33 protein-coding genes and 1 pseudogene are annotated in these 25,310 nt (G+C 68.7%); 4 read left to right on the forward strand and 30 right to left on the reverse strand.

Annotation, left to right across the window (positions count from 1 at the left end; all coding sequences use genetic code 11):
* Window positions 1–2: 2 nt before the first annotated feature.
* The 13 genes from VFR64_15750 to VFR64_15810 all read right to left on the reverse strand — a co-directional run bounded on the left by VFR64_15750 (window position 3) and on the right by VFR64_15810 (window position 10,549).
* Window positions 3–785 (reverse strand): isoprenyl transferase, encoded by a 783-nt coding sequence (locus tag VFR64_15750; GenBank protein ID HET9491194.1) that lies wholly within the window; start codon window positions 783–785, stop codon window positions 3–5.
* 14 nt (window positions 786–799) lie between these two features.
* Window positions 800–1,354 (reverse strand): ribosome recycling factor, encoded by a 555-nt coding sequence (frr, locus tag VFR64_15755; protein HET9491195.1) that lies wholly within the window; start codon window positions 1,352–1,354, stop codon window positions 800–802.
* A 21-nt stretch (window positions 1,355–1,375) separates the two neighbouring features.
* Window positions 1,376–2,110: a UMP kinase gene (gene pyrH / locus VFR64_15760; GenBank protein ID HET9491196.1), complete on the reverse strand. Its 735-nt coding sequence runs from the start codon at window positions 2,108–2,110 to the stop codon at window positions 1,376–1,378.
* Window positions 2,111–2,112: 2 nt separating this feature from the next.
* The gene (gene tsf / locus VFR64_15765; protein HET9491197.1) at window positions 2,113–2,718 is read right to left on the reverse strand and encodes a translation elongation factor Ts; all 606 of its coding nucleotides are present in this window, start codon (window positions 2,716–2,718) and stop codon (window positions 2,113–2,115) included.
* Between the two features lie 2 nt (window positions 2,719–2,720).
* Window positions 2,721–3,482, reverse strand: coding sequence for a 30S ribosomal protein S2 (rpsB, locus tag VFR64_15770; GenBank protein HET9491198.1), 762 nt, complete (start codon window positions 3,480–3,482; stop codon window positions 2,721–2,723).
* A 141-nt stretch (window positions 3,483–3,623) separates the two neighbouring features.
* Complete coding sequence (gene argJ, locus VFR64_15775; GenBank protein ID HET9491199.1) at window positions 3,624–4,817, reverse strand: bifunctional glutamate N-acetyltransferase/amino-acid acetyltransferase ArgJ; 1,194 nt, start codon at window positions 4,815–4,817, stop codon at window positions 3,624–3,626.
* Between the two features lie 56 nt (window positions 4,818–4,873).
* Window positions 4,874–5,932, reverse strand: coding sequence for an N-acetyl-gamma-glutamyl-phosphate reductase (argC, locus tag VFR64_15780; protein ID HET9491200.1), 1,059 nt, complete (start codon window positions 5,930–5,932; stop codon window positions 4,874–4,876).
* A gap of 5 nt (window positions 5,933–5,937) precedes the next feature.
* On the reverse strand, window positions 5,938–6,336 hold the full coding sequence (rpsI, locus tag VFR64_15785) for a 30S ribosomal protein S9 (GenBank protein HET9491201.1): 399 nt from the start codon (window positions 6,334–6,336) through the stop codon (window positions 5,938–5,940).
* Window positions 6,336–6,758, reverse strand: a complete 423-nt coding sequence (gene rplM, locus VFR64_15790) for a 50S ribosomal protein L13 (protein ID HET9491202.1) — start codon at window positions 6,756–6,758, stop codon at window positions 6,336–6,338. The genes rpsI and rplM overlap by 1 nt, the downstream gene beginning before the upstream one ends.
* 120 nt (window positions 6,759–6,878) lie before the next feature.
* Complete coding sequence (gene nth / locus VFR64_15795) at window positions 6,879–7,541, reverse strand: endonuclease III (protein HET9491203.1); 663 nt, start codon at window positions 7,539–7,541, stop codon at window positions 6,879–6,881.
* On the reverse strand, window positions 7,538–7,888 hold the full coding sequence (locus tag VFR64_15800; GenBank protein ID HET9491204.1) for an HIT family protein: 351 nt from the start codon (window positions 7,886–7,888) through the stop codon (window positions 7,538–7,540). The genes nth and VFR64_15800 overlap by 4 nt, the downstream gene beginning before the upstream one ends.
* Window positions 7,889–7,955: 67 nt before the next feature.
* On the reverse strand, window positions 7,956–9,119 hold the full coding sequence (locus VFR64_15805; GenBank protein ID HET9491205.1) for a pyridoxal phosphate-dependent aminotransferase: 1,164 nt from the start codon (window positions 9,117–9,119) through the stop codon (window positions 7,956–7,958).
* Window positions 9,116–10,549, reverse strand: coding sequence for an NAD-dependent malic enzyme (locus tag VFR64_15810; GenBank protein HET9491206.1), 1,434 nt, complete (start codon window positions 10,547–10,549; stop codon window positions 9,116–9,118). Before VFR64_15810 ends, VFR64_15805 begins: the two co-directional genes overlap by 4 nt.
* Before the next feature lie 525 nt (window positions 10,550–11,074).
* On the opposite strand from VFR64_15810, the pseudogene VFR64_15815 reads away from it, so the two are divergent.
* Window positions 11,075–12,397, forward strand: a pseudogene (locus tag VFR64_15815) (sigma-70 family RNA polymerase sigma factor).
* 12 nt (window positions 12,398–12,409) lie between these two features.
* Here VFR64_15815 and VFR64_15820 read toward each other — a convergent pair.
* From VFR64_15820 to VFR64_15855, 8 genes are all read right to left on the reverse strand, one after another.
* Window positions 12,410–12,934, reverse strand: coding sequence for a DinB family protein (locus VFR64_15820; protein ID HET9491207.1), 525 nt, complete (start codon window positions 12,932–12,934; stop codon window positions 12,410–12,412).
* Window positions 12,935–12,945: 11 nt separating this feature from the next.
* Window positions 12,946–13,161: a biotin/lipoyl-binding carrier protein gene (locus VFR64_15825; GenBank protein HET9491208.1), complete on the reverse strand. Its 216-nt coding sequence runs from the start codon at window positions 13,159–13,161 to the stop codon at window positions 12,946–12,948.
* Window positions 13,162–13,176: 15 nt separating this feature from the next.
* The gene (locus tag VFR64_15830; GenBank protein ID HET9491209.1) at window positions 13,177–14,139 is read right to left on the reverse strand and encodes a hypothetical protein; all 963 of its coding nucleotides are present in this window, start codon (window positions 14,137–14,139) and stop codon (window positions 13,177–13,179) included.
* A 21-nt stretch (window positions 14,140–14,160) separates the two neighbouring features.
* A complete protein-coding gene (locus VFR64_15835) occupies window positions 14,161–14,919 on the reverse strand; it encodes a DUF455 family protein (protein ID HET9491210.1) in 759 nt (252 codons plus the stop codon).
* An 81-nt stretch (window positions 14,920–15,000) separates the two neighbouring features.
* Window positions 15,001–15,183, reverse strand: coding sequence for a helix-turn-helix domain-containing protein (locus VFR64_15840; protein ID HET9491211.1), 183 nt, complete (start codon window positions 15,181–15,183; stop codon window positions 15,001–15,003).
* A gap of 23 nt (window positions 15,184–15,206) precedes the next feature.
* The gene (cysE, locus tag VFR64_15845; protein HET9491212.1) at window positions 15,207–15,872 is read right to left on the reverse strand and encodes a serine O-acetyltransferase; all 666 of its coding nucleotides are present in this window, start codon (window positions 15,870–15,872) and stop codon (window positions 15,207–15,209) included.
* Window positions 15,865–16,245, reverse strand: a complete 381-nt coding sequence (locus VFR64_15850; GenBank protein HET9491213.1) for an iron-sulfur cluster assembly scaffold protein — start codon at window positions 16,243–16,245, stop codon at window positions 15,865–15,867. Before VFR64_15850 ends, cysE begins: the two co-directional genes overlap by 8 nt.
* Window positions 16,242–17,399 (reverse strand): cysteine desulfurase family protein, encoded by a 1,158-nt coding sequence (locus VFR64_15855; protein ID HET9491214.1) that lies wholly within the window; start codon window positions 17,397–17,399, stop codon window positions 16,242–16,244. Before VFR64_15855 ends, VFR64_15850 begins: the two co-directional genes overlap by 4 nt.
* Before the next feature lie 41 nt (window positions 17,400–17,440).
* Between VFR64_15855 and VFR64_15860 the strand changes: the two genes are divergently transcribed.
* From VFR64_15860 to VFR64_15870, 3 genes are read left to right on the forward strand one after another with little or no spacing between them, the layout of a single operon-like run.
* Window positions 17,441–17,764, forward strand: coding sequence for a DsrE family protein (locus tag VFR64_15860; GenBank protein ID HET9491215.1), 324 nt, complete (start codon window positions 17,441–17,443; stop codon window positions 17,762–17,764).
* Window positions 17,765–17,771: 7 nt separating this feature from the next.
* On the forward strand, window positions 17,772–18,128 hold the full coding sequence (locus VFR64_15865) for a hypothetical protein (protein ID HET9491216.1): 357 nt from the start codon (window positions 17,772–17,774) through the stop codon (window positions 18,126–18,128).
* A gap of 8 nt (window positions 18,129–18,136) precedes the next feature.
* On the forward strand, window positions 18,137–18,352 hold the full coding sequence (locus VFR64_15870; GenBank protein HET9491217.1) for a hypothetical protein: 216 nt from the start codon (window positions 18,137–18,139) through the stop codon (window positions 18,350–18,352).
* Between the two features lie 155 nt (window positions 18,353–18,507).
* Here the strand turns inward: VFR64_15870 and iscX are convergent, their stop codons facing one another.
* The 9 genes from iscX to VFR64_15915 form a co-directional block, all read right to left on the reverse strand.
* Entirely contained in the window at window positions 18,508–18,720 is a 213-nt protein-coding gene (gene iscX, locus VFR64_15875) for a Fe-S cluster assembly protein IscX (protein ID HET9491218.1), read from the reverse strand.
* Window positions 18,717–19,040 carry a 2Fe-2S iron-sulfur cluster-binding protein gene (locus VFR64_15880; protein HET9491219.1) on the reverse strand — a complete coding sequence of 108 codons (324 nt, stop codon included), beginning with the start codon at window positions 19,038–19,040 and terminating at the stop codon, window positions 18,717–18,719. Before VFR64_15880 ends, iscX begins: the two co-directional genes overlap by 4 nt.
* Window positions 19,040–20,875, reverse strand: a complete 1,836-nt coding sequence (gene dnaK, locus VFR64_15885; protein HET9491220.1) for a molecular chaperone DnaK — start codon at window positions 20,873–20,875, stop codon at window positions 19,040–19,042. Before dnaK ends, VFR64_15880 begins: the two co-directional genes overlap by 1 nt.
* A 2-nt stretch (window positions 20,876–20,877) precedes the next feature.
* Entirely contained in the window at window positions 20,878–21,450 is a 573-nt protein-coding gene (hscB, locus tag VFR64_15890) for a Fe-S protein assembly co-chaperone HscB (protein ID HET9491221.1), read from the reverse strand.
* 204 nt (window positions 21,451–21,654) lie between these two features.
* Entirely contained in the window at window positions 21,655–21,984 is a 330-nt protein-coding gene (locus tag VFR64_15895; protein HET9491222.1) for an iron-sulfur cluster assembly accessory protein, read from the reverse strand.
* Between the two features lie 20 nt (window positions 21,985–22,004).
* Window positions 22,005–22,406, reverse strand: a complete 402-nt coding sequence (gene iscU, locus VFR64_15900) for a Fe-S cluster assembly scaffold IscU (protein HET9491223.1) — start codon at window positions 22,404–22,406, stop codon at window positions 22,005–22,007.
* A gap of 10 nt (window positions 22,407–22,416) precedes the next feature.
* On the reverse strand, window positions 22,417–23,643 hold the full coding sequence (locus tag VFR64_15905; GenBank protein HET9491224.1) for an IscS subfamily cysteine desulfurase: 1,227 nt from the start codon (window positions 23,641–23,643) through the stop codon (window positions 22,417–22,419).
* Between the two features lie 19 nt (window positions 23,644–23,662).
* Window positions 23,663–24,094: an Rrf2 family transcriptional regulator gene (locus VFR64_15910; protein ID HET9491225.1), complete on the reverse strand. Its 432-nt coding sequence runs from the start codon at window positions 24,092–24,094 to the stop codon at window positions 23,663–23,665.
* Between the two features lie 69 nt (window positions 24,095–24,163).
* The gene (locus tag VFR64_15915; protein HET9491226.1) at window positions 24,164–25,147 is read right to left on the reverse strand and encodes a galactose-1-phosphate uridylyltransferase; all 984 of its coding nucleotides are present in this window, start codon (window positions 25,145–25,147) and stop codon (window positions 24,164–24,166) included.
* Window positions 25,148–25,310: the final 163 nt, after the last annotated feature.

Genomic DNA, 25,310 nt, shown 5'->3' on the forward strand with positions numbered 1-25,310 from the left:
CGTCACACCCCACCGAACCGGCGGGTACGCCCCTGGAAATCGGCCACCGCACGGTAGAGGTCGATCGCCTGGAAGTCGGGCCACAGCGTGGGCGTCACCCACAGCTCGGTGTAGGCGATCTGCCAGAGCAGGAAATTCGAGATGCGCAGCTCCCCGCTGGTGCGGATGAGCAGATCGGGATCCGGGATACCGGCCGTGTAGAGCGCGCCGCTCACGTGCTCCTCGGTGATCGACCCGGCCGCCAGCTCGCCGGCGGCCACTCGACGGGCCAGGGCGCGGAAGGCGTCCACCAGCTCGTCCCGGCCGCCGTAATTGAAGGCCATGATGAGGTGCAGGCCGGTGTTCCCGCGGGTGGCCTCCACCACACGCTCGATCCCCCGCCGCACCGCGGCCGGAACGCCGGTCGGACGGCCGATCACGCTGAGCCGGACGTTGCGCTCCATCAGCTCGCGCAACTCCCGGGACATCGAGTCTTCCAGGAGCTTCATCAACGTGGTGACCTCGTCCTCGGGCCGGCTCCAGTTCTCGGTGGAGAACGCATAGAGGGTCAGGTACCGCAGTCCGAGCTGCCCGGCCGCGCGCACGATGGCCCGCGCCGTTTCCACCCCCTTGTGATGACCGGCGACCCGGGGCAGCCCGCGGGCAGTCGCCCAGCGCCCGTTGCCGTCCATGATGACGGCCACGTGCTCGGGAACCGGCCGGCTCCGGGCGAGCTCCAGCCACTCGTGCTCGGTGAGGGACGGCTGTTCGACCCGCGGCCGCTCGCTACGTGTGCGCAGCGCCATGGAAATTCATCGTATTAGAACGCCAGGATTTCCTGCTCCTTTTTCTTCAGGAGCTCGTCCACCCTGGCGATGAACTTGTCGGTGATCTTCTGGATCTGATCGTGGCCTCGCCGCTCCTCGTCCTCCGATACCTTCTTGTCCTTGGCCATGGCCTTGAGCTTGTCGTTGGCCTCGCGCCGGATGTTGCGCACCGCGATTCGGGCGTCTTCGGCGATCTTGTGCACGGTCTTGGCCAGCTGCTTGCGCCGTTCTTCGGTCAGGGGCGGCAGATTGAGCCGGATCACCTTGCCATCATTGATCGGTGTCAAGCCGAGGTCCGACTTCATGATCGCCTTCTCGATGGCCGGGAGCTGAGCCGACTCCCACGGCTGGATGACGAGGGTCCGGGCGTCGGGCACGGACACCGAGGCGGTCTGGGTCACCGGGGTCGGCGTGCCGTAGTAGTCCACGCGGACGCTCTCCAGCAGCGCGGTCGAGGCGCGGCCCGTCCGCACGGCGGCGAACTCCCGGGTCAGCGTCTCCAGCGTCCCATTCATCCGGCTCTCGATGTCCTTCAGCAGCGCTTGCATGCCTCCCCTCCCACGCGTGGCTCACGCCGACACGATCGATCCCACGGCCTCTCCCAGCACGATCCGCTTGATATTCCCCGAACGAGTGAGATCGAACACGATGATGGGCAAGGCGTTCTCCATGCACAGGGAAATCGCGGTGGAGTCCATCACCTGCAGCCGTCGATTGAGCACGTCCTGATATGTCGTGCGAGCCAGCCGCTCGGCGCTGCGGTCCTGCTTGGGATCGGCCGAGTAGATCCCGTCGACTTTGGTGGCCTTGATGATGGCGTCGGCGCCGATCTCGATAGCCCGCAGCGCGCCGGCGGTGTCGGTGGTGAAGAACGGGTTGCCCGTGCCCGCGGCGAAGATGACGACGCGCCCCTTCTCCAGGTGGCGGATGGCCCGCCGGCGGATATAGGGCTCGGCCACCGCCCGCATCTCGATCGCCGACAGCACCCGCGTCTGGAGCCCGACCTTCTCCAGGGCGTCCTGCAAGGCCAGCGCGTTGATCACCGTGGCCAGCATCCCCATGTAGTCGGCGGTCGCCCGGTCCATCCCGTTCACGCTGGCGGCGACGCCCCGGAAGATGTTGCCGCCCCCGATCACGATGGCCACCTGGACACCCAGCGCGGTCACCTCGCGGGTCTCCCGCGCGATCCGCTCCAGCACGGCGGGGTCGATGCCGTAGCCCTGCGTGCCGGCCAGCGCTTCCCCGGACAGCTTGAGGACGATGCGGCGGTACGCCGGACGCGGGGTGCCGGCCTCCGCCGTCACGGTCACTGTCCCTCGCCGACCTGGAAGCGGGCGAACCGCCTCACCACGATGTGCTCGCCGGTCTTGGCGTTCAGAGCGGCGACCAGGTCCTTGACCTTCGTCTTGCCCGAGGCATCCTTGATGAAGGGCTGCTCCAGCAGGCACTGCTCGGTATAGAACTTCTCCAGCTTGCCCTCGATGATCTTGTCCAGCACCTGGGCGGGTTTCTTCTGGTCGGCCATCTGGCCGCGGTAGATCTCGCGCTCCTTGTCGATCACCGTGGCGGGGACGTCCTCGCGAGAGACGTAGGCGGGGTTGGCCGCCGCCACTTGCATCGCCAGATCCTTGACCAGCTCCTGGAAGCTCTCGGTGCGGGCCACGAAGTCGGTTTCGCAGTCGACTTCCACCAGCACGCCCAGCCGGGCCCCGGGGTGGATGTAGGCGCCCACCGCGCCCTCGCGGGCTTCGCGATGCGCCCGCTTGGCCGCGTCGGCCAGCCCCTTTTTCCGGAGCAGCTCCACGGCCGACTCGAGATTTCCCTTGGTCTGCTCCAGCGCGGCCTTGCAGTCCATCACACCGGCCCCGGTACGGTCCCGGAGCTCCCTGACGAGCTGAGCCGAGGCGGCCATCCCTAGCTCTCGGCCTCGGCGGCGGCCATCTCGGAGTCGGCGACCACCTCGGCCGCGCCCTCCTCGCCCTCCTCCTTGGCCAGCGCGCCCCGTCCTTCCAGGATCGCATCGGCGATACGCGACGTGATGAGGCGTACCGCCCGGATCGCGTCGTCGTTCCCCGGAATGGGGTAATCGATCCCGGTGGGATCGCAGTTGGTGTCGACGATGGCGACGATGGGAATGCCCAGGCGCTGCGCCTCGGCGACGGCGATCCGCTCCTTGCGCGGGTCGATGATGAACACGGCCGAGGGCAGCTGCTCCATCGCCTTGATCCCGATCAGCGCCTTCTCCAGCTTCTGGCGCTCGCGGTCCAGCTCCAGCGCTTCCTTCTTGGGCAGGCGGTCCCATTCGCCCGCCTCCTTCATCTCCTCGAGCTTCTTGAGGCGCGCGATCGACTTGCGGATCGTCTCGAAGTTGGTGAGGGTTCCCCCCAGCCAGCGCTGGTTGACATAGAACATGGCGCAGCGCGTGGCCTCGTCGAGCACGGTGTCCTGGGCCTGCTTCTTGGTGCCGATGAACAGGACGCTCCCCCCGTTGCCGGCCAGGTCGCGGACGAACGCGTACGCTTCCCGGAACTTCTTGAGCGTCTTCTGGAGGTCGATGATGTAGATGCCGTTTCGCTCACCGAAGATGTACTTCTGCATCTTCGGGTTCCAACGCTTGGTCTGATGGCCGAAATGCACCCCGGCCTCGAGCAACTCCTTCATCGTCAGTGCCGCCATGTCTCCTCCTTCGGTTGAGCCTCCGCCGAGCCCCCGGAACTTTTCATAGGCTCGCCTCGGACGGTGGGGCCCCAGCCCCACGACGTCCTGCGGCTCGCACAACGGCTCCGGACCGAGTCCGCCCGGCGTGCGTGATGGTGACTACGTCGTGTACTTGGCGTTGATTCGAACGTACTCCTCACTGAGGTCGCACGTCCATACCCGATCTTCGCCGTGTCCGAGGTCGAGATCGACGGTGATCGTGTACTCCGGCCGGCCCATGACCTCGCGAACCCGGTCCATTCGCGCTCCCGGACGAAGGATGCCCCGCTCGACCACGGGCTCGTCCTCGAAGAGGATGCTGACCCGGTCGGGATCGACCTTGGCCGGCGACTTGCCGAGCGCCATCATGATCCGACCCCAGTTGGGGTCCTGGCCGTTGAGGGCCGTCTTGACCAGGGGCGAGTTGGCCACGCTGCGCGCCGCCAGCACGGCGTCCCGACGGCTGGCCGCCCTCCGGACGGCGATGGTGACGAGCTTGGTGGCCCCCTCGCCGTCGCTGACCAGCAGGCGCGCCATGCGCTGGGTCAGCGCGGCCAGCCCGCGGGCGAAATCCCGCAGCCCGCGGCTGCCCTCGACCGGCGCGTGCTCGGCCAGGCCGTTGGCCAGCAGCGCGACGGTATCGCTGGTGGACTGGTCACCGTCGACGGTGATGCGGTTGAAGGAGCGCTCCACGTCCTGCTGGAGCACCCGGCGAAGCGCTGCCGGCTCGATGACGACGTCGCTGGTGATGAAACAGAACATCGTGGCCAGGTGCGGCTCGATCATCCCCACGCCCTTGGCGATCGCCCCGATGGTCACCGGCCGGCCGTTGACCTCGACGCGGAGCGCGGCCTCCTTGGGCCGCGTGTCCGTCGTCATGATGGCCTCGGCGGCCGCCCGGCTGCCCTGCGGGGACAGCGCCTTGACCAGTCGGGGGAGCGCGCCCCGGATCCTGTCCATCGGCAGCGGCGCCCCGATCACCCCCGTGGCGCCGATCAGCACGTGCCGGGCGGGGATTCTCAGCAATTCGCCGATGAGGCGGGTGATCTCCCGGGCGTCGCGCACGCCCTGCTCCCCGGTGCACACGTTGGCGCAGCCGCTGGAGGCCACGATGGCCTGGGCCACCCCGCCGCGGACGTGCTCCATGGAAACCTGCACCGGAGCGCCCTTGATCTGGCTGGAGGTGAACACCGCGGCCGCCCGGGCCGGCGTGGGCGAATAGATCAGCGCCAGGTCCTTACGACCGCTGGGCTTGATCCCTCCCGCCACGCCGCCAGCGAGGATGCCCGGCACGGCCGTGACCCCGCCGTCCAACCACTCGATGTCGCTCGCAGCCGCGTCGGCGGAGGACGAGCGCGCGGATCGTGCCACTAGGGGTACACCGGCGGCGCTTCGAGGCCCGCCCGCTCGCTCCAGCCGGCCAGAAGGTTCAGGTTCTGGACGCCATTGGCGGCGCCGCCCTTGCCCAGGTTGTCCAGCGCCGACAGGCAGACGGCCCGGCCGGTGCGGGTATCGGCGACCACGGCCACATCGCAGTAGTTCGAGCCCAGCACGGCTCGCGTCGTCGGTCGCTGGCCCTCGTCCAGCACCCTGACGAAGGGCTCGCCGGCGTAGAAGTCTCGATAGACGGCGAGCAGCTCCCGCGTGGTGGCGTCGGTGGCCAGCGGCACGACGGCCGTCGTGAACAGGCCGCGGTTGAGGGGCACCAGGTGCGGGGTGAACGTGACACGGACCGGCGAGCCGGCCAGGGCCGAGAGCTCCTGCTCGATCTCGGGCGTGTGGCGGTGCACGCCGACCCCGTAGGCCTGGACGTTCTCGTTGGCCTCCGTGTAGAGATACATCGGGTCCATCTTCCGTCCCTGGGCCCCCGCTCCGCTCACACCGGACTTGCCGTCGATCACGATGCCATCCGGCCTGGCCAACCCGGTCTTCAACAGCGGCGCCACGGCCAGGACGGCCCCGGCCGGGTAGCATCCCGGCGCCGCCACCAGACAAGCGCCAGCGATCGCCTTGCGGTGCAGCTCGGGCAGCCCGTACACCGCCTCGCCCAGTCCTGGCCGATCGATGTGGGGCGCGTTGTACCAGACCGTGTAGTCGTCGGCGTCGTGCAGGCGGTAGTCGGCCGAGAGATCGATGGCCCGCACGCGGCGCTGCCGCAGCACGGGCACGATCCTTTGAGACTCCATGTGAGGCAGGGCCAGCACGACGATGTCGGCCGCGCCGGCAAGCCACTCGGCCTCGAGGTCGTGAAAACGCAGGTCGCTGAACCCCCTGAGATGCGGGAAGGCGCTGGACAGCGGCTGTCCGGAGAGCCGATCCGAGGTGACGCCGGTCAGCTCCAGATGCGGGTGGCGGAGGACCAGCCGCAGGAGCTCGGCGCCCATGTAACCGCTGGCGCCGGCAACAGCCACGCGAAGGGTCGCCGCCACGACGCTTACCGCTTGGAGTACTGGAACTTCTGGCGGGCGCCTGGCTGCCCGTACTTCTTGCGCTCGCGCATCCGTGGATCACGGGTGAGCAGCCCGGCCTTCTTGAGAACCTGCCGCAAGTTCTCGTCGAACCGGACGAGCGCTCGGGCCAACCCGTGCCGCAGCGCACCCGCCTGGCCGGTGGGCCCTCCCCCGAAGACGGTGGCCAGCACGTCGAACTGCTCCGCCGTGTTGGTGACTTGAAGCGGCTGGGCGATGATCATCCGCAGCGTCTCACGGGGAAAGTAATCCTCGAACGTGCGCCGATTGATGGTGACCCGTCCCGAGCCCGGCCGGATCCAGACCCGGGCCACGGATGTCTTGCGGCGCCCGGTGCCGTAGAAGCGCTCGACGACGGCTGCCATTACCGCTGGCCCGCCGCCAGCGGCTCGGGACGCTGGGCCTGGTGCGGATGGGCGCTTCCCCGGTAGACCTTGAGCTTCTTGGCCATCGCCCGGCCCAGCCGATTCTTGGGCAGCATGCCCTGCACGGCCCACTCGATGACCCGCTCGGGATGAGTCCGGAGCATCGTCTCGGCGTTCACCTCGCGGAGCGCGCCGATGTAGCCGGTGTGCCAGCGGTACATCTTGTCGCGAAGCTTGCGCCCGGTGAGGTGGACCTTCTCGGCATTGACGACGATGACGTGGTCGCCGCCATCCAGGTGCGGGCTGAACGTCGGCTTGTGCTTGCCCCTCAGGATCGTCGCCACCCGCGTCGCCAGGCGCCCCAGCACCTGGTCCTGGGCGTCGACGACGAACCACTTCCTCTCGCTCTCACTCATCCTCATCCTCGTGCGATCCGGCGTTGCGATAGCTCGGCTAAGTGGGCCTCAGACCAGCCAAATTGCAACGCCATACTCTACGGGAAAATGCAGGGGCTGTCAACGAACTGGCCACACCTTCCCGACTCACGCCCTCGTCTTGTCCCGCCAGGGGCAGAGCGTCAGGACCGGGCAGACGGGACAACGGGGCTTGCGGGCCACACAGGTGCGGCGTCCGTGCGCCTGGAAGAGGTGGCAGGTTCGAGTCCACCTGGCCCGCGGGAGCACCTCGGCCAGCTCGTCGTGGACCGGGTCGGGGTCCCTGGAGCGGGCCAGCCCCAGGCGTTGCGAGACGCGGAGCACATGGGTGTCGACGGCGATGGCGGGCTGGCCGAAGGCGTTGCCGAGAACCACGTTGGCCGTCTTGAGCCCGACGCCGGGCAGCGCGGTAAGCAGCGCGCGCTCGGCCGGCACCTGGCCGCCGTGCTTGTCGACCAGCATCCTGGCCATGGCGACGATGGCGCGGGCCTTGGATCGGAAGAACCCCGTCGGGCGAATGTCCCGCTCCAGCGCGGCGGGGTCGGCCCGCGCGTAATCCTCGGCCGTCCGATACTTTCGGAAGAGCGACCGGGTGACCGTGTTCACACGCTCGTCGGTGCACTGCGCGGACAGAATGGTCGCCACGAGCAGCTCGAGCGACGTCGTGAACTCCAGCGCGATCCTGGCGTCGGGATAGGCCCGCTCCAGTGCCGCGATGATGCGCCGGGCCCTGGCCTTCGTGGCCTCCCGAGACTCCCGCGCCCTGCTCACCGACCCAGCTGTGCGCGGAGCCGGGCCAGGCGCTCCGTGAGGTCGGCGCCCTCCAGCGGCTGCGGCGCATGGTGGACGAGCCAGGCCGGCTCCCGGGGAGCAGGGTCGCGGGCCAGGCGGGGAACGATGTGCCAGTGGATGTGGGGAATCTGGTTGCCGAGCAGCTCGTAATTGACCTTGATGGCGTGGAAGGTCGTGGCCAGGACCCGAGCGACCTCGCTGACCTCTTCCATCAGCGCGGCGCGTTCCTCGTGGCTCAGCTCGTAGAGCTCGGTGGCGTGACGCTTGAGGACCAGCACCGTCCAGCCGGGAAAGAACTGATCGGCGTGCAAGTAGGCGACGGACACCCCGAGATCGGCGATACGATGATCGGCCCGCGGCCAGCGACCGCTGCAGGCCAGGCAGCTCCCCGGGTCAACCGCGGGCGGCAAGGAACGGGCCCAGGCGGCGCAGGCCTTCCTGGATGCGCTCGAGCGCCGCCGCATAGGAAAAGCGCAGGTACCCTTCGGCGTTGGCCCCGAACGCCGCTCCCGGGGTGACGGCCACGCGAGCGCTCTCGAGCATCTCGTACACGAAGCTCGTGGAGTCGCCCGTGTAGCGCCGAGCATTGGCCAGCACGTAAAACGCCCCCGTCGGCTCGCGGGCCACGCCCAGTCCGACGGCCCTCAGCCCCTCCACCATGACGTGCCGGCGCTCGTCGAAGACGCTGCGGAACCGCCGCGCGTCGTCGCCGGCTTCGCGCAGGGCGGCCACCCCGGCCCACTGGACGAACTCGTTCGTCGAGATGAAGAAGTTCCCGGCGAGTGTCTGCAGGGCGCGGACGTGCTCGCGCGGGGCGATGAGGTAGCCGAGCCTCCAGCCCGTCATCGCGAAGGCCTTGGAAAAGCCATTCAACACGAACGCCCGGTCGGTGAATTCCAGCATCGTGCGATCGCGGCCGACGTAGGACAGGCCGTGGTAGATCTCGTCGGACACCACGAACAGATCGCGCTCCTGGGCGAGGTCGGCGATCGCGGCCAGGCGTTCGGGCTGCAGCACGGTGCCCGTCGGGTTGGCCGGGGAGTTGACCACGATGGCGCGCGTGCGCGGCCCCAGGCGTTCGCGGATGGCCTCGGCCCGGTACTGAAACGCATCCTCCTCGCTCACGCCGACCCAGGCCGGCACTCCCCCCGCGTAGCGGACGAAGTTAGGGTAGCAGGCATAGGAGGGGTCGGAGAGCACCACCTCGTCTCCGGCGTCCAGCAGATAACCGAAGAGCAAGAGCATCGCGGGAGACGTGCCCGGCGTGACGAGGATCTGGTCGGGCGACACCGCGACGCCATAGGTGCAGGCGTAGTGCTCGGCGATCGCCTCCCGGAGCGGCAGGATCCCCAGGCTGGCGGTGTAGCGCGTGCGGCCGTCCTTGATGGCCCGGGTGGCGGCTTCCACGATGGCCGGTGGGGTGTCGAAGTCGGGCTCGCCGAACTCCAGGTGAACGACGTCCGCCCCCGCCCGCTCCAGAGCCTGGGCCCGCTCGAAGACCTCTACGGCCAGGAAGGGCTCGATCGTGGACGAGCGGCGCGCCGGCCTCGGCGTCATCCGCCGCGATGGCTCGTGCGGTGACGGCGACGGGCCGCGCCCGTCTGCCAGGCCGCCCGGGCCACCCCTTCGGCCACCACAGGCGCCACGGTCTTGTTGAACACGCTGGGAATGATGTACTCGCGGCTGAGCTCGCTCCGGCCCACGCAGGCGGCCAGGGCGCGGGCTGCCGCGATCTTCATCTCGTCGTTCACCGACCGGGCCCGGGAATCGAGCAGACCCCGGAAGAACCCGGGGAAGCACAGGACGTTGTTGATCTGGTTGGGATAGTCCGAGCGGCCGGTCGCCATCACGCCGACGTGCCGTTCGGCCTCCTCGGGCTGGACTTCGGGCACTGGATTGGCCATGGCGAAGACAACCGGGCGGCGAGCCATCCGCTTGATGTCCCGTACCGAGAGGATGCCCGGCACGCTCAGGCCGATGAAGACGTCGGCCCGGTGCACGGCGTCCGCCAGTGTACCCCGGACCTGACGGGGGTTGGTCACCGAGGCCACCCAGCGCTTCATGAAGTCCATGCCGGCCGCCCGGCTGGGGGAGATGATGCCATGCTCGTCGACGCCGATGATGTCGCGGACGCCGCTCGACAGTAGGATCTTGATGGTGGCGGTGCCGGCGGCGCCGACGCCGGCGACGACCACCCGGATCTTCTGCAGCTCTTTGCGGACGATCTTCAGGGCGTTCAGGAGGGCGGCCAGTACGACCACGGCCGTGCCGTGCTGGTCGTCGTGGAAGACCGGGATGTCCAGGTCCTTGCGTAGCCGGTCCTCCACCTCGAAGCAGCGGGGCGCGGAGATATCCTCCAGGTTGATCCCCCCGAAGCCGGGCGAGATGAGCTTGACCGTCTCTACGATCCTGTCGACGTCCTTCGTGGCCAGGCAGATCGGGAAGGCGTCGACGTCGGCGAACTCCTTGAAGAGCATGGCCTTGCCCTCCATGACCGGCATGGCCGCTTCCGGTCCGATGTCGCCCAGGCCCAGGACGGCGGTGCCGTCGGTTACGACGGCCACGCTGTTCTGCTTGATGGTCAGGGCGAAGGCCCGCTCACGATCGTCCTGGATGGCCAGGCACACCCGGGCCACGCCCGGGGTGTAAGCCATGGAAAGATCGTCCCGAGTCCGGACCGGCACCTTGTTGCGGATCTCGATCTTGCCTCCCAGGTGCATGAGGAAGGTGCGATCCGAAATGTTGACGATGCGGACCCCCGCGACATGCTTGAGACGGCTGACCACCTGCTGGCCGTGGTGGCTGTCTCTGGCCTTGATGGTGATGTCGCGGACCACGCGGTCGCGCTGCGACTCGACGAGGTCCACCGCGCCGATGTCACCGCCTGCCCCGCCGATGGCCGAGGCCACCCTCCCCAGCATGCCGGGGCGGTTCTTGATCTCCAGGCGCACGGTGAGGCTGTAGCTGGCGCTGGGCGCGACGGCCATCAGCGACCCCCGGTCCGGGGGGAGGCTACGGTTGCGAGCAGGTGGTTGATTTTGCAGGGAACTACCGAGGGGGTCATTACGGTTCTAGTTCTTGCTCCTGCGGTGAGGGTGCTCGTGTCGCCGTCGTCGGACCTTCCGGGAACCCATCATAGCAGAGCAAGACGGCGCTGAATATGTGAAGGCGCTTACCCAGTCTTACAACGGGAGCGTCGGAGGCAGGCACCGGAATATCAGGACTTGCCGAGCCCGCTTTTGTGCTGGCTCGGTTCTTGAAGTTTCGCAGTGAAACGAACCGTGTCCCGGCTGCATCTAACGTGAGGAAGATCCGGTGACATGATGACATTCAGAGAACGCGACCCCGAAAGTCCTCTCGGCACGGCCACCGCAGCCCCGACGGCGCTGAGCGCTGAAGACGAGGCGGCCGAAGCCCACACCCAGCAGCTGGACGAGGACAGCGAAGAGATCTCGCCGCGGCTGAACGCCGTGCTGGCGCCCTCGCCCGCGCGCGCCGAGGATCCCGTCCGTCTCTACCTCAAGGAGATCGGTAAGGTGCCCCTGCTCACCGCGCGGCAGGAGGTCGAGATCGGCCGGCGGATCGAGGTCGGGCAGGTCGGCCTGCGTCGCGCCCTGGCCGTCATCCCGATGGCCCTGCGTGAGCTCCTGGCGGTGGGCGACCGGCTCCGCCGCAACGAGATCGCCGCGGAGGACGTGATCGTCCTGCCCGAGGGGGGGGAGGTGGATGCCGCCGAGGTCAGGCGCGTCCTGAACGCCTTCGCCCGCATCCGGCGCCTCGAACGGGAGATCGCCCAGCTCGAGGAATCCATGCGCGATCGCCGGCGTAGCGCGGCGACCCGGCAAAATTACGCGAAGTGGATCGCCGCCAACCAGGAAGCGATCCAGAAGATCGTGGCCGAGCTACCGCTCAAGCCAGCCCTCATCGACGGGCTGGTGGCGCGCGTCCAGCGCCAGTGCCAGCGGATCGAGAAGTTGGGGGAGACCGCCCGGCGCCGGGGGTCAGCCGCGGCCACGGCGGCGCGGGAGCTGCGGCAGCTCGAGCGCGAGGTGGGCCTGCCGCGGCGTCGGCTGCAGGCCGTCCTGGCCGAGATCATCAAGCGCGACCGCGAGGTGCGCCAGGCCAAGAAGGAGCTCATGGAGGCCAACCTCCGGCTGGTGGTCTCCGTGGCCAAGCGCTACCTGGGAAGCGATCTGTCGCTGCTCGACCTCATCCAGGAAGGCAACATCGGGCTCATGAAGGCCGTCGATCGATTCCAGTACCGGCGCGGGTTCAAGTTCTCGACGTATGCCACCTGGTGGATCCGCCAGGCCATCACACGAGCGATCGCCGACCACTCCCGCACGATCCGGATCCCCGTCCACATGGTGGAGACGCTCAACCGGATCTCCCGGGTCGGCCGGGCGATGGTCAACGAGCTGGGACGCGAGCCGACCCCCGAAGAGCTCGCCCAGCGCACTGGCGTGCCGGCCAAGAAGGTACGCCTGATCTTGGAGTCGTCGCGGAAGCCGCTCTCGCTGGAGACGCCGATCGGTGAGGACTCGGAGCTGGGCGACTTCCTCGAGGACAAGTCGGCCGGCTCACCCAACGATACGCTCCTCAGTCAGGACCTCACCACCCAGGTAGAGCGGGCGCTGGCCACCCTCTCTCCCAAGGAGAAGGAGATCCTGCGCCTGCGCTTCGGCATCGGCGAGGAAGGCGAGCATACCCTCGAGGAGGTGGGTCGGCGGTTCGCCGTGACCCGCGAGCGTATCCGCCAGATCGAGGCCAAGGCGCTGCGCAAGCTGCGCCACCCACTCCGCGGGCGCAACCTGCGAGCCTTCGTCGAGAACTGAGCCCGGCCCCGCTCAGCCCGGGATCTGACCCGACTTCACCAGGTGGTACGTCACCACACCGGTGTCGGGCGGCGACTTGCTGATCAGGGTGATCATCGTCGCGATCTCGCTCCGGTGGTGGGTGGCGTGGTTCGCCACATGCTGCAGGAGCGGCCACAGCGTCATCCGACACGGGATGCCGTCCAGGTTGGTGTAGGCGACCACGCCAGTGAGGTCGTCCGGCGTGAGATTCTCGATGAACGCCCGCTGTTGCTGCTCCAGCGGATCCCACCGCTCGCGGAGCGCGCTCAGGGTGGGAATGTCGCCGCCCGGAAGCCCCCGGGTGGGTTGTCCCTGCCAGCGGCTCAGCCAGGCCGCGTCGGCCCCGTAGAGGTGGGCGAACATACGGGTCAGCGTGGGTAGGCTGAAATGCCGACCCATCTCGCGGCTGGCGGCCTCTTCGCCCAGCGAGAGGGCCACGCCGAAGAGACGCCGATTCGCCCACCGGTGATAGTCGTAGAGACTTCGGATCATCTCGAAGATCGTGACCTCGGCCATCCTCTACCTCCTCAGTCGAGCACGGCGACGGTGTCCCCTTCCTGGACCGTCTGGCCTTCCTGCACCCGGATCTCCCGCACAGAACCGGCCCGCGGGGCCTCCACCGGGATCTCCATCTTCATCGACTCCAGCACGATCACGGGGTCACCGGCCTGGACCGCGTCCCCGGGCTGGGCAGTGACCTGGAACACCACCCCGGTGATGTGCGCCCTGATCTCTTCAGCCATCGAAGGCTCCTTGCCTTAGCGGCCACCGGACGGTGTCAACCGCTCGGCCGCGGCGACCCGCCACCGACCATCTACGCTCTCCCAGCGCTCGACGACGAGCCAGCACCCCTCGGGGCCACGGAGGCGAAGCTTGATGAGCCGATAGGCGCCGACCTTGGCCTGGGCCACGACCTCGTACCTCTGGCCGGCGGCCGGGCGACCGCACGCTTCCAGCGCCGACGCGCGGGCCGGCTCGGCGATCTGCTCGATCAGCCGCGCCGTGTCCCCCTCGGCGAGAGCGCGGACGTGGTCGTCGATGGCCGCCTGCAGATCCGGGGCGACGACCGCCGGGTCGAAGACCGAGTGCAGGGCGACGAGATCGCGGCTGGGGTCGGCGGCGCCGGTGTCGAACGCGCGGCCCGGTGCGGCCTCGTCACCGGTCACACCACCGGCCCGGGTCAGCGCCTCGCCGAGAACACCCTCCCAGGCGGCGGTCCGTCGTCGCGCCTGCTCGTCGGTGAGCAGTCGGACCAGGACGGCGGCGCCGGCGGCGACGTGGCGGCGCTCCTCGGCGATGCACCGCTCGAGGATGCGCCGGGTGGGCGGCTCGTACACCGGGTTGGCTACGGCCAGGTGCGCCTGGTAGGTGGCGAGCAGGTGCGGCTTGAGTACCCGGTACACGCCGACCACTCGTTCCAGCGATTCCGTGGGACCGTCCCGGGCCTCCAGCCGGTCCAGGACCTGAACGACCTGGTCGTTGGCCGGCTCCGACTGCTGCGCGGCAGCCCGCAGCTCGGGCAGCCGGCGGCCCCAGAGGTCCGCATGCTGCGCGCAGTCCCAGACGTGGCGGCCGAACAGGACCTTCACCGGCAGCTCGGGGGTGAGCGCGATCCACCCGCCGAGCATCCGCATCACCCGTTCCTCGACGTAGCGATAGTGGCGAACCCGCCGCGCGGACGCCTCGACAGAGAAGGCGCCGGCCAGCGGATGCGCGCTCACCAAGGCACCATCCGCAACCGGTCAGTAGACGGGCGAGCGCTGGGTGCTACGGACGAGGCGGTCGATTTCTTCGGCGGTGAAGCCGGCCAGGAGGCGCGCGTCCCTGGCGATGGAGATCGCGACGTCGTCGTGGTGCCCGTCCCGGCGCAGGCCGCCCAGGTTGAAGCGCTCGTCGATGGACTCCTGGAACTCCACGGCCCGGCGGCGGCGCTCGGGATCGTCCCTGGTGAGCTCGTTGAGCCACTTGGAGCCCATGCGCACGTGGGTGATCTCATCGGCCAGGACGTAGTCCACGGCCCGCTCGACGATGGGGTCGCCGATCTTGCGTGCGACGTGTACCAGTTGGGTGAAGACGTCGCAGGCCAGCCCCTCCAGCCCCCGGTTCACCCCGGCCACCCGGGCGGCGGCGTCCTCGGCGCCGGCGCACCGCCAGAGGATCGTCGACTCGGGGAACTCCCCGACGTACCCGCCCAGGTGCTCGAGCAGGCCCAGGTAGATCTCCACGTGGCGGGACTCATCCCAGACCTGACGCGCCATGTCCATGGTGAACTCCCACGGCGCATCGGGAAAATCGCACACCGTGCGGCCGGCACCTTCCATGGCCTGTAGCTCGCCGACCAGGATTCCGTGGAGACGCTCTCGAATGGAGTCTCGGCTGGCCAGATCGGCCATCGGGGGCAGGCCCTGGGCGAGCCTGAGCGCGCCCACCTCGCGGGCCCGCGCGCGCACGAAACGGTCCTCGCGGGCCAGCCTGTCGTACGCGATCGGCCGCTCCATCATCCGGTATTATACGCGTCCCGCGCGGGCGGGCCCGAGGCCCGGGGGGATCACGTGTAGCTCAGAGACCGTGAGGTCACCCTCTCAAGCGCGGGACTGCTGGGACTGGCTCCGCCACTTGTCGATGGATTTCTTCGAGAAGACCCAGGTGCCGTTCATTTCCAGGCACGGGATCCGGCGCTGGCTAGCCAGGAGGGTCAGCGCCGCCTCGTCGATGTCGAGGTACACGCAGACCTCTTTGATGGTCATGACGTCCTTGGGTGTCACCGATGCGTCCCCCCCTCCTTGACTCATTCGAACCGTTCAGATTCAGCCGTCCTCCGCAGGGAGTCGACCTCCGCTTCGAGGACCCGCAGGCGCTCCATGAGTTGCTCGATGGCCTTGGCCACGGGATCGGGAAGATCCGTCTGGTTCAGATCGATGGCCCCGGCGACCCTCTGGCCGTCGCGGTATGTTACGCGCCCGGGCACGCCGACCACAACGGAGTTCGGCGGAACCTCGCGTACCACCACCGAGCCGGCGCCGATGCGGCTGCCGTCGCCGATCTTGAAGGCGCCGATGATCTTGGCCCCTGCCCCCACCACGACGCCGTTGCCCAGGGTGGGATGGCGCTTCTCCCGCATGAGGCTCGTCCCGCCCAGGGTCACCCCTTGCAACAACGTCACGTTCTCACCGATTTCGGCTGTCTCCCCGATCACGACTCCCATGCCGTGATCGATGAAGAGCCCGGGGCCCAGCTTGGCCGCCGGATGGATCTCGATCCCGGTCAGGAAGCGCGCAATCTGCATGAGGAACCGCGCCGACGTGGTCCACCCGCGGTGCCAGAGCCGATGGGCGACGCGGTGAAAGATCAGCACGTGGACCCCGGAATAACAGAGCACGACCTCCAGGGCCGACCGAGCGGCCGGGTCGCGGTCCAGCACGGCTCGTACGTCTCGACGGATCGCCTCAAACACGGTGGTCCTCCCGCCGGCGCCAGTCGTGAGCGGCGGCCTGCAGCGCCTGCGCCACCACGTCGGCCGCGTGCCGGCGATCCTCAGGCAGGCCGTCCAGCGCCTGCTCGATCTCCTGGGCCTTGACGTGCAGCAGATCCTCGACCGCGCGCCCGGCCATCCGCTCGCTGGCCACGCTGGCCGCGGCGATGGTGGGGCCGCAACCGTAGGCCTGGAAGCGCAACTCGGTGGCCCGGCCGGCCCGCACCCGGAGGAAGAACCGCGCGAGGTCGCCGCACCCCGCGTACTCGCCCTCGCCCACCGCGTCGGGCTGACGCATAAGCCCGGCGTTGCGTGGGTTCAGAAAGTGATCGATCACCGTCGCACTGTACCTCATACCGTCCCCGTGGGCCTGACCCGCCGGAGCTTGCCCACGACGCTGTCGATGCACTCGATCACGAAGTCGACATCCTCGGCCGTGGTCGCCGAGCCCAGCGAGAACCGCACGGCTCCCATCGCCCAGGGCCGCGGCAGGCCCAGCGCGGTCAGCACATGGGACGGCTCCACATGGCCCGACATGCACGCCGAGCCGGCCGACACGGCGACGCCCTTGAGGTCGAGACCGAGGACGATGGACTCCGACTCCACTTGGCGGAAGGCGAGATTCACCGTGCCCGGCAGCCGCTCGACGGCGTGCCCGCTGAGGCGGACGTCATCGACGCGGGCCCGGACGCCATCGCCGAGCCGGTCGCGCAGGGGCCGCAGCCGCTCGGCCTCCACCTGCATCGTCCGAGCCCGGATCTCCACGGCTCTGCCGAAGCCCACGATGGCCGGCACGTTCTCCGTACCGGCCCGGCGCCGCCGCTCGTGCTCGCCGCCATGCTGGATCGCCACCATGCGCATCCCGCGGCGAATGTAGAGGGCCCCCACTCCCTTGGGGCCGTAGATCTTGTGCGAGGAGACCGACATCACGTCGATGCCCGCTTCGTCCGGGTCCACGGGAATCTTCCCGAAGGTCTGGACGGCGTCGACGTGGACGGCGACGCCGCGCTCACGGGCGATCGCGCCGATGGCCGCGATCGGCTGCACGGTGCCGATCTCGCTGTTGGCGTGCATGACGCTGATGGCGACGGTGTCGGGCCGGATCGCCCGTTTGACGTCGTCGGGATCGACCAGGCCATTCTGGTCCACCGGCAGGTACGTCACGGCGAATCCGTCGGCCTCCAGGGCCTGGCAGGTGCGCAGCACCGCGTGGTGCTCGATCTGCGTGGTGATGAGATGGCCCCGGGGACCGGCCAGGGCCAGGCCCTTGATGCCCAGGTTGTCCGACTCCGTACCGCCCGACGTGAAGACGATCTCCTCGGGCGTCGCGCCCAGAAAGCCCGCGATCCGCTCTCGGGCCCCGTCGACGGCGTCCCGGGCCTCACGACCGAAGGCGTGGACGCTGGAGGGGTTGCCGAAGCGCTCGGTGAAATACGGCAGCATCGCGGCCACGACGTCCGGGTGGACCGGGGTCGACGCGTTGTGGTCGAGGTACACGCGGCGGCTCATCGGTTGCTCCGGTCCCTGCCGGGTGCTAGGCTCGCGCGGCGATGGCACCGGCCCGGAGGAAGCTCGGCCTGCTGCTCTCGACCGGCCCCGAACACCCCAACGTGGAGACGGCGCTCGGGCTCGCCGCCGCCGCGCTGGACAACGGCACCGACCTCTACATGTACCTCATCGACGACGGCGTTCGCGTGGTGAGCGACGTCCGGATCCGCGCCCTGCCGGCGCGGGGAGCCAAGCTCTTCGTGTGCGCCTATGGCTGCCAGAAACGTCGCATCGCCCTCCAGGAATCTTCGGACCTGACCTACTGTGGCCTGGTCGTCCTGACCGACATCATCAACGCGACCGATCGATTCATCGCGCTGAACTGACCCCGCCGTGGCCGGCTCCCACCCCGTCGTCGTCGTGATCTCTGCCGACCCGCGCGTCAGCCACCGGGCCTTCGAGGCGATGCGCATCGGCACCGGTATCGTGGCCGGCGAGAACCAGGTCGCCTTCGTGCTCACCGGCTCAGGCGTGCATCTCCTGGACGAGGACACCGAGGCCCTGGTGGACGGCGATGAGATCGCCAGGTTCCGCGCCACCCTCCGGGACCTGGGCGTGACGTTCCAGGTGGAGGCGACGGCGGTGCCCACCGATCCCACCTGGAACGCGGACAAACATCCCATCGTCCCGGTCAGCCGAGACCGCATCGCGGCCCTCCTGCGGGGCGCCGGCCGAACCCTGGTCTTCTGATGGCAGCGATGCTCCATCTGGTGAAAGGCGACCACACCGAGATGCTCCTCACCACCATCGGCCAACAACTCGCAGCGCATGAGGCGGTGACGGTGGCGCTGCTGCACGGCGCCCTGCCGCCGGCCCTGCCCCCGGCCGTGCGGGTCCTCCGGGTCCCGGACGACCTCTCCTACGCCGGCCTGCTGGACCTGATCTTCGCCTCCGACCACGTCGTCACATGGTAGATCGGACCGAGAGTGGCGTCGGCCGGGGGTGGTGGATGCTGTGAGACCCGTTTCCCTGGCGTGTTCAGCCCTCGCGGGTCGATGGCCAAGCGCGAGGCATCGGTCGGCACCGACCTCGTGGTCGAACAGCCTCCACCACCCCCGGCCGACGCCGCTCATCGGTTCCGGTACTCCTCCAGCCACGCCATCTGGATCTTCTCGAGGGCGGCCTCGGTAGACACCTTGGGATCGTCGGTGAATCCGGGCAGCTCGGTCACCCAGCGGTGGAGGTCGGTGAACCGCACCGCCAGCGGATCGGTGTCGGGGAAGCGCTCGGACAAGGCGATCCCGAGCTCCTCCGCGTCCCGCCACGTCAGCTTCAGCGTCAACTCGGAATCTCCACCACCACGTCTCCCTGCACCACCGCCTGGCAGCCCAGGCGCGAGTGGATCGTGAGCCCTGTCGCCGTGTCCAGGCGATCCTCCTCGTCCGCCTCCATCTCCGAGAGGTTCTTGTCGCCCTCCCTCACGATCACGTGGCACGTCGTGCAGGCGCAGTTGCCCCCACAGTTGTGCTCGAGGCCGATGTGGTGGGCGAGGGCGACGCCCAGGAGCGACCCCGGCTTGCCGTGATCGGCCAGGGGGTACTTCGCGTCGTCGACCTCGACGGTGACGTTCAGGGGCAAGAAGGTCACGCGATGCACGGCCATCAGTCCGTTCCCAGGATTTCCGCCGCCCGCCGGGTTCCCAGGGCCGTCCGGAGCGCCGCATCCATCAGCGCCTGGGCCAGGCCCTCGGTCACACGATTCAGCTCGCCGGTCCGGGCGCGGATCAGATCGCGATCGGCCGTCTCCCGCGCCCGTTCCAACGCCTCGAGGGCGGCCGTGATCCGGGCGACGTCGGTGGGCGTGGCCAGGTGCCCGCCCTGCTTGAGGGCGCGGCGGACGTGCGTCATGACGGTATCGGCCTCGTTGCAGACCTCGATCAGCATCCGGGTCTCCACGTCGGCCTCGGCGTACTGGAAGGACTCGTCCACCATGCGTTCGACGTCGGCCTCGCTGAGCCCGTAGGTCGGCTTCACGTCGATGGCCGCCGCCTTCCCCGTCCGCAACTCCTTGGCCGTGACCCGGAGGATGCCGTCGGCATCGATGAGGAACGTCACCTCCAGCTTGGGCATCCCCGCCGGCATGGGGTCGATCCCCCGGAGCTCGAAGCGGGCGAGGGACCGACAGTCTCCGGCCAGCTCGCGCTCCCCCTGCACCACGTGCAGGTCGACGACCGTCTGCCCGTCCACCGACGTCGTGAACAGTTCGCGGGCACTGGTGGGGATGGTGGTGTTGCGGGGAATGAGGACGCTGACGATCCCCCCCAACGTCTCGATCCCCAGCGACAGGGGCGTCACGTCGAGCAGCAGCATGCTGGTGATGCCGCCGGCCAGGATATGGGCCTGCACGGCCGCGCCCAGCGCCACCACCTCGTCCGGGCTCAGCCGGCTATGCGGGGTGCGGCCGAACAGCTCCTCGACGCGACGCCGGACCAGCGGCACGCGCGTGGAGCCGCCCACCAGCACGACCTCGTCGATCTGCGCGGGGGGCAGGCCGGCGTCGGACAGGGCCAGGCGGCAGGGCTCCAGCGTGAGCGCGACCAGCGGCTCGAGGAGCCGCTCCACCTCGGTCCGCTTGATCTCCACCCGATAGGTGAGGTCGTCGAAGGGAATGGTGAGCGTGGTCCGCTCCTCGGTCGACAGTCGCACCTTGGCGGCCTCGGCGCCGAGCCGCAGCTCCTGGATCGCTTGGGCGTCCCCGGCCACGTCGACGCCGTGACGCCGCCGGAGATCGTCGAGCAACCAGGCCACGAGGGCCCGGTCGAAGTCGTCGCCGCCCAGGCGGGTGTTGCCATTGGTCGCCAGCACTTCGAAGATGCCGTCCTTGACGCGGAGAATGGAGATGTCGAAGGTCCCCCCGCCCAGGTCGTAGACGGCGATGACGCCGTCCGGGAGGTGGTGCAGACCGTAGGCCAGGGAGGCGGCGGTCGGCTCGTTCAGGATGCGCACCACGTCGAGGCCGGCGATCCGTCCGGCGTCCCGGGTGGCCGCGCGCTGGCTGTCGTTGAAGTAGGCGGGGACCGTGATCACGGCCTTGTGCACGGGCTCACCGAAGTGGGCCTCCGCCCGCTCCTTGAGGCTCCGCAGGATGATGGCCGACACCTCGGGAGGCGTGACCAGGCGATCGCCGACCGCGAGCCGGACGATCCCGTCGGACGGCTGCACGGCGAACGGAAAGTATCCGAGCTCGTCCTTGACATCGTCGTAGCCGCGCCCCATGAGGCGCTTCACCGAGTAGACGGTGGCGTCGGGGCGGCGAACCAGATACCGCCTGGCGGCGTCGCCGACCACGATGCCGGCCGGCGTGAAGGCGACGATCGACGGCAAGAGGGGCCGGCCTTCGGTATCGGCGATGACCCGGGGCAGCCCACCGCCACCGTCGTCCACGTAGGCGATCAGGCTATTGGTCGTGCCCAGGTCGATGCCGACGATGCGCTCCACGACTAGACCGCCTCGGCTTCGCGCAGGGTCTCGCCGAGATCGTCGATGACCGTCTTGAGGTACGCGCGCACGGCCAGTCCCCGCTTGAGCTGCTCGAGCAGGGCGGGCCGTTCACCCGGAACGGCGGTGTCCCAGGCCGCGGTCAAGGGGCCGCTGAGCCGGACCTCCTCGTCCCGGCGCCGGGCGATCAGCCGTTCGCGCTGCTCGCGGAGCGCGCGGCGTGCGGCCGCGTCGAGCTGGCCGGCCCGCGCCTCGGCCAGCGCTTCCTGGATCTCGAACATCTCGCCGAGCAACTCCGGGGGCGCCGCCGGCTGCGCGGCGCCGCCATCACCGGTCTCGCGGCCGTCTTCGAGCTGCACCAGGTATTCGATGCGCGCCATGGGGTCGCGCAAGACCCGATACGCGGCGTTCAGTCGCGCCGACGTCTCCAGCACGCGGGCCTGGTCTTCGGGGGCAGCGGAGCCGTGGAAATCGGGATGGTAACGGCGTGACAGCTCGTAGAACCGCCGCTGTAGCGCTTCGGCGTCGACCCCCAGGCGGCGGGGTAGCCCGAAGACCTGGAAGTAGTCTGTCATTGACAGGGCACGGGCACCCGGGCCCTCACCCGCCTCGATCATTTCACCGCTCGCCTCGCGGCACGGCGCGCCTCGGCTCGCACGGCGGCCCCGCCGCGATCACCCGCGGAGCTGATTCGCTGGTCGGTCTGAGTCGTAACCCTGCCCCCCTAAAAAATGAACGGGCCCGCCGGCGGGCCCGTTCGACGACGCTCGCCGGGCCGCCTACCCCGAGAACGACGACCCACAGCCACAGGTCGATTTCGCGTTCGGGTTCACGAACGCGAAGCCGCCGGTGAGCCCCTGCTTGACGTAGTCCAGCGTGGTCCCGTTCAAGTACAGATAGCTCTTCTTGTCGACGACGACGGTGATCCCGTCCACGACGAACTCCCGGTCGTGGGCGGTCTTCTCGGTGTCGAACTCCAGGGCATACGACATCCCCGAGCAGCCACCGCCCCGGACCCCCATCCTGAGAAAGACCTCGTCGCCCAGGCTCTGGGCCCGCTTGAGCTCCCGCACCTGCTGCACGGCCGTTTCCGTCAGTGACACCGCCATCGCACTCGACCTCCCGGTCCCTACGTTGCCGCCGTCACGGCGCTGTGCCTGGCCTGATAGTCGGCCAGCGCGGCCTTGATCGCGTCCTCGGCCAGCACCGAACAGTGGATCTTGACGGGCGGCAGCTTGAGCTCGTTCACGATCTCCGTGTTCCGGATCTTGGCCGCTTCGTCCAGCGTCTTGCCCTTCAACCACTCAGTGGCGAGGCTCGAGGACGCGATGGCGCTGCCGCACCCGAAGGTCTTGAACCTGGCGTCCTCGATGACACCGGTTGTGGGGTTCACCTTGATCTGGAGCTTCATGACGTCGCCGCACTCCGGAGCCCCTACGAGCCCGGTCCCCACGTTCGGCATGTCCTTGGCGAAGGACCCGACGTTCCGCGGGTTGTTGTAGTGGTCGACGACCTTCTCGCTGTAGGCCATGGCCCGCCCCCTAATCGGCCTTCCACTGGATGGACTTCAGATCGATCCCTTCCCTGGCCAGCTCGTAGAGCGGCGACATGTCGCGCAGCCGTTTGACGACGTCGACCGTCCGCCGCCCGACCCAGTCGATCTCCTCCTCGGTGCTGAACCGGTGGAGACTGAACCGGATCGACGAGTGGGCGAGCTCGGCGCTGGCGCCCAGGGCGGCGATCACGTACGACGGCTCCAGCGTCGCCGACGTGCACGCCGAGCCAGAGCTGAGCGCGGTCTCTTTGTTCAAGCCCATCAGCACCGATTCCCCCTCCACGTACGCGAACGAGACGTTCACGTTGTGAGGCAGCCGGCGGTCGGGGTCGCCGTTGAGGTACGCCTCGTCGACATTGGAGAGGATGAGATCTTGCAGCCGGTCACGCAACGTCCGCAGCCGCTCGCTCTCGGCCGGCATGACCTCCTGGCAGATCTCAGCCGCTTTGCCGAACCCCACGCAGAGCGGAACCGGAAGCGTGCCGGGGCGCATCCCGCGCTCGTGGCCGCCACCGTCGAACAGTGCGGCCAGGCGAACCCGGGGCGCCTTGCGACGGACGTAGAGCGCGCCCACCCCTTTGGGTCCGTACAGCAGATGCGCGGTACACGACAGCAGGTCGATCCCCATCGCCTCCACGTCGATGGGGATCTTGCCGACCGCCTGGGTGGCGTCGGTGTGGAAGAGGACAGCCCGCTCCTTGGCGAGCTTCCCGATGGCCGCCACGTCCTGGATGGTGCCGATCTCGTTGTTGGCGAACATCGCCGAGATGAGAATCGTCTTGTCGGTGAGGGCTCGGGCGATGTCCGCGACGTCGACCAGCCCGTTGGGCCGCACGGGCACGTACGTCACCTGGAAGCCCTGCCGCTCCAGGCGCTTGCAGGTGTCGAGCCCGGCCCGCTGCTCGATCGCGGTGGTGACGATGTGGCTGCCCTTCTCCCGGTACATCTCGGCCACACCTTTGAGGGCGAGATTGATCGACTCCGTGCCGCCCGAGGTGAACACGACCTCCTTGGCGTCGCGGGCGCCGATCAGCCGGGCGATGCTGGCGCGGGCCGCGTCGCAGGCGGCCTCCGCTTCCCAGCCGAAGGCGTGGCTGCGGCTGGCCGGATGCCCGAACTTCTCGGTGAAGTAGGGCATCATAGCCTCGACCACGCGCGGGTCGCAGGGGGTGGTCGACTGGGCGTCCAGAAAGATGGGGAACTTCAGGGCCATGGATCCGATCCCCGTGCCGTCATCCCTTGATGGCAAGCAGCGTTGGCACGTCCTCGCCGACCAGCTCGGCCAGGCTCATGGTATCCAGCAGCTGGGTGATGGCCGCCTGGATCTTCTGGACCGGGCGCCGCAGGTTGCAGCGCTCCATCTGCGGGCAATCGGCGTCCTCCAGGCAGCTGACGATGTTGATCGGGCCTTCCAGCGCCCTGACCACCTGCCCGATCGTGACCTCGCTCGGCCGGCGCGCCAGAACGTAGCCGCCCTTGGGACCGTTCTGGCTGACGATCAACCGCTCACGCGCCAGCCGCTGGAGAATCTTGGCCAGCAGCTCCGGCGGGATCCCGAACTCCTCGGCGATACGCTTGGCGCTGACCGCGCCGCCGTCCTCGTGGACAGCGATGTAGTGGATCGCCATCAGGCCGTAGTCGGCGCGCTTGGTGAACCGAAGCATCTATCGGCGACCTTTTCAGTCGGAGTTTGACACCAGACACAGGAGGTGTCAAGCAAAACCTCGTCGAACTTAGCCTTCCCAGGCCTCCCTGAGCTCGGCCGCGGTCGCCTCCGGGGGCTTCTCGTTCACGAAGATGCCACCGACCCGGTTCGTCCGCTCAGGATTGGCGACGACCTCGATGTGCCAGTGGTAGTCGTCCCGGATGGTGGCCCAATCGCCCTGCAGGATCCGGGACTTCAGATTCGGGGCGTTGTGCAGGACCATCTCGTACCCGGGGTCGCCGAAACTCTTGGCCAGTGTCCGGAAGTACTGGGACAGCAGGAGGGCCAGATCACCGGCCGTCTGCGGTGTAACGGCCTCCTCGTACGTGCAGGCGTGCCGCCGTGGGAGGATCCAGGTCTCCAGCGAGGCCCGGGCGGCGTATGGAACCAGAACGACGAAAGCTGGCGTCATTTTGATCACCCGCTCCTCGGCGGCGATCTCCTGACGCACCATGTCGCAGTAGAGGCAGCGGCGCTTGTACTGGTAGTATTCGCGGGCCTCTCGCAGCTCGCGCCGGGTCTCGTCGAAGACGATCGGAATAGCGGTCACCCGGGAGTAGGGATGATGCGGCGGGACACCGACCTTCTTGTGGTGTCGCAGCACCAGGATGTCGCGGATCTGGCTATCCCGCTTGAGATCGAGGATCCGGTCGCGGTACATCCACAGGACCGCCTCGATCTGGCTCGGGTCCATCGTGGCCAGGGTGTCGTCGTGACGGGGGGACTCCAGAATGAGCTCGCCCGCGCCCCGGGGCGTGATCATGTCGAACATGCCGACACCCTCGCGGATGAGCTCTCGCTCGATACGGAAGTAGGGATCGGCGGCGGGCACGACCCTCACCGTCCAGCCGGGCCCGCCCGGGGGGGCGCCATTGTCGCGGTAGGCGGCGATCTCCGTCGTCGGGCCTTCGTTGCCCGGACAGTAGGGACACTCTCCGTCTGCTTCGAGCCGCGGCTTGGGCCTGACCAGCACCCAGCGCCCGCGTGTCGGATCCTTTCTCAGCTCGTCCACGTGTCCTCCCGCATGCCAACCGGCTGCCGAACCGACGCCCCGGATCCTGGCATCCTAAGATACGATCATACGGAGGCTGCCCAGCCCGACGCCACAAATCGGAGGAGCAGACTATGGCCCGTGATGTCGTTGTGTACTCCAGCCCCACCTGAGGCCCCTGCCG

It is taken from the genome of Candidatus Methylomirabilota bacterium, assembly GCA_035709005.1.
GTDB lineage: Bacteria > Methylomirabilota > Methylomirabilia > Rokubacteriales > CSP1-6 > 40CM-4-69-5.

Excerpts from the sequence above, each read along its gene's own strand:
- VFR64_15750 (HET9491194.1), bottom strand. The coding sequence starts at position 785 with ATGGCGCTGCGCACACGTAGCGAGCGGCCGCGGGTCGAACAGCCGTCC.
- frr (HET9491195.1), bottom strand. The coding sequence starts at position 1,354 with ATGCAAGCGCTGCTGAAGGACATCGAGAGCCGGATGAATGGGACGCTG.
- tsf (HET9491197.1), bottom strand. The coding sequence starts at position 2,718 with ATGGCCGCCTCGGCTCAGCTCGTCAGGGAGCTCCGGGACCGTACCGGG.
- rpsB (HET9491198.1), bottom strand. The coding sequence starts at position 3,482 with ATGGCGGCACTGACGATGAAGGAGTTGCTCGAGGCCGGGGTGCATTTC.
- rpsI (HET9491201.1), bottom strand. The coding sequence starts at position 6,336 with ATGGCAGCCGTCGTCGAGCGCTTCTACGGCACCGGGCGCCGCAAGACA.
- rplM (HET9491202.1), bottom strand. The coding sequence starts at position 6,758 with ATGAGGATGAGTGAGAGCGAGAGGAAGTGGTTCGTCGTCGACGCCCAG.
- VFR64_15805 (HET9491205.1), bottom strand. The coding sequence starts at position 9,119 with ATGACGCCGAGGCCGGCGCGCCGCTCGTCCACGATCGAGCCCTTCCTG.
- VFR64_15810 (HET9491206.1), bottom strand. The coding sequence starts at position 10,549 with ATGGCCGTCGCGCCCAGCGCCAGCTACAGCCTCACCGTGCGCCTGGAG.
- VFR64_15820 (HET9491207.1), bottom strand. The coding sequence starts at position 12,934 with ATGGCCGAGGTCACGATCTTCGAGATGATCCGAAGTCTCTACGACTAT.
- VFR64_15825 (HET9491208.1), bottom strand. The coding sequence starts at position 13,161 with ATGGCTGAAGAGATCAGGGCGCACATCACCGGGGTGGTGTTCCAGGTC.
- VFR64_15835 (HET9491210.1), bottom strand. The coding sequence starts at position 14,919 with ATGATGGAGCGGCCGATCGCGTACGACAGGCTGGCCCGCGAGGACCGT.
- VFR64_15850 (HET9491213.1), bottom strand. The coding sequence starts at position 16,245 with ATGAGGTACAGTGCGACGGTGATCGATCACTTTCTGAACCCACGCAAC.
- VFR64_15855 (HET9491214.1), bottom strand. The coding sequence starts at position 17,399 with ATGAGCCGCCGCGTGTACCTCGACCACAACGCGTCGACCCCGGTCCAC.
- VFR64_15860 (HET9491215.1), top strand. The coding sequence starts at position 17,441 with ATGGCACCGGCCCGGAGGAAGCTCGGCCTGCTGCTCTCGACCGGCCCC.
- VFR64_15870 (HET9491217.1), top strand. The coding sequence starts at position 18,137 with ATGCTCCATCTGGTGAAAGGCGACCACACCGAGATGCTCCTCACCACC.
- VFR64_15880 (HET9491219.1), bottom strand. The coding sequence starts at position 19,040 with ATGGCCGTGCATCGCGTGACCTTCTTGCCCCTGAACGTCACCGTCGAG.
- hscB (HET9491221.1), bottom strand. The coding sequence starts at position 21,450 with ATGACAGACTACTTCCAGGTCTTCGGGCTACCCCGCCGCCTGGGGGTC.
- VFR64_15895 (HET9491222.1), bottom strand. The coding sequence starts at position 21,984 with ATGGCGGTGTCACTGACGGAAACGGCCGTGCAGCAGGTGCGGGAGCTC.
- iscU (HET9491223.1), bottom strand. The coding sequence starts at position 22,406 with ATGGCCTACAGCGAGAAGGTCGTCGACCACTACAACAACCCGCGGAAC.
- VFR64_15905 (HET9491224.1), bottom strand. The coding sequence starts at position 23,643 with ATGGCCCTGAAGTTCCCCATCTTTCTGGACGCCCAGTCGACCACCCCC.
- VFR64_15910 (HET9491225.1), bottom strand. The coding sequence starts at position 24,094 with ATGCTTCGGTTCACCAAGCGCGCCGACTACGGCCTGATGGCGATCCAC.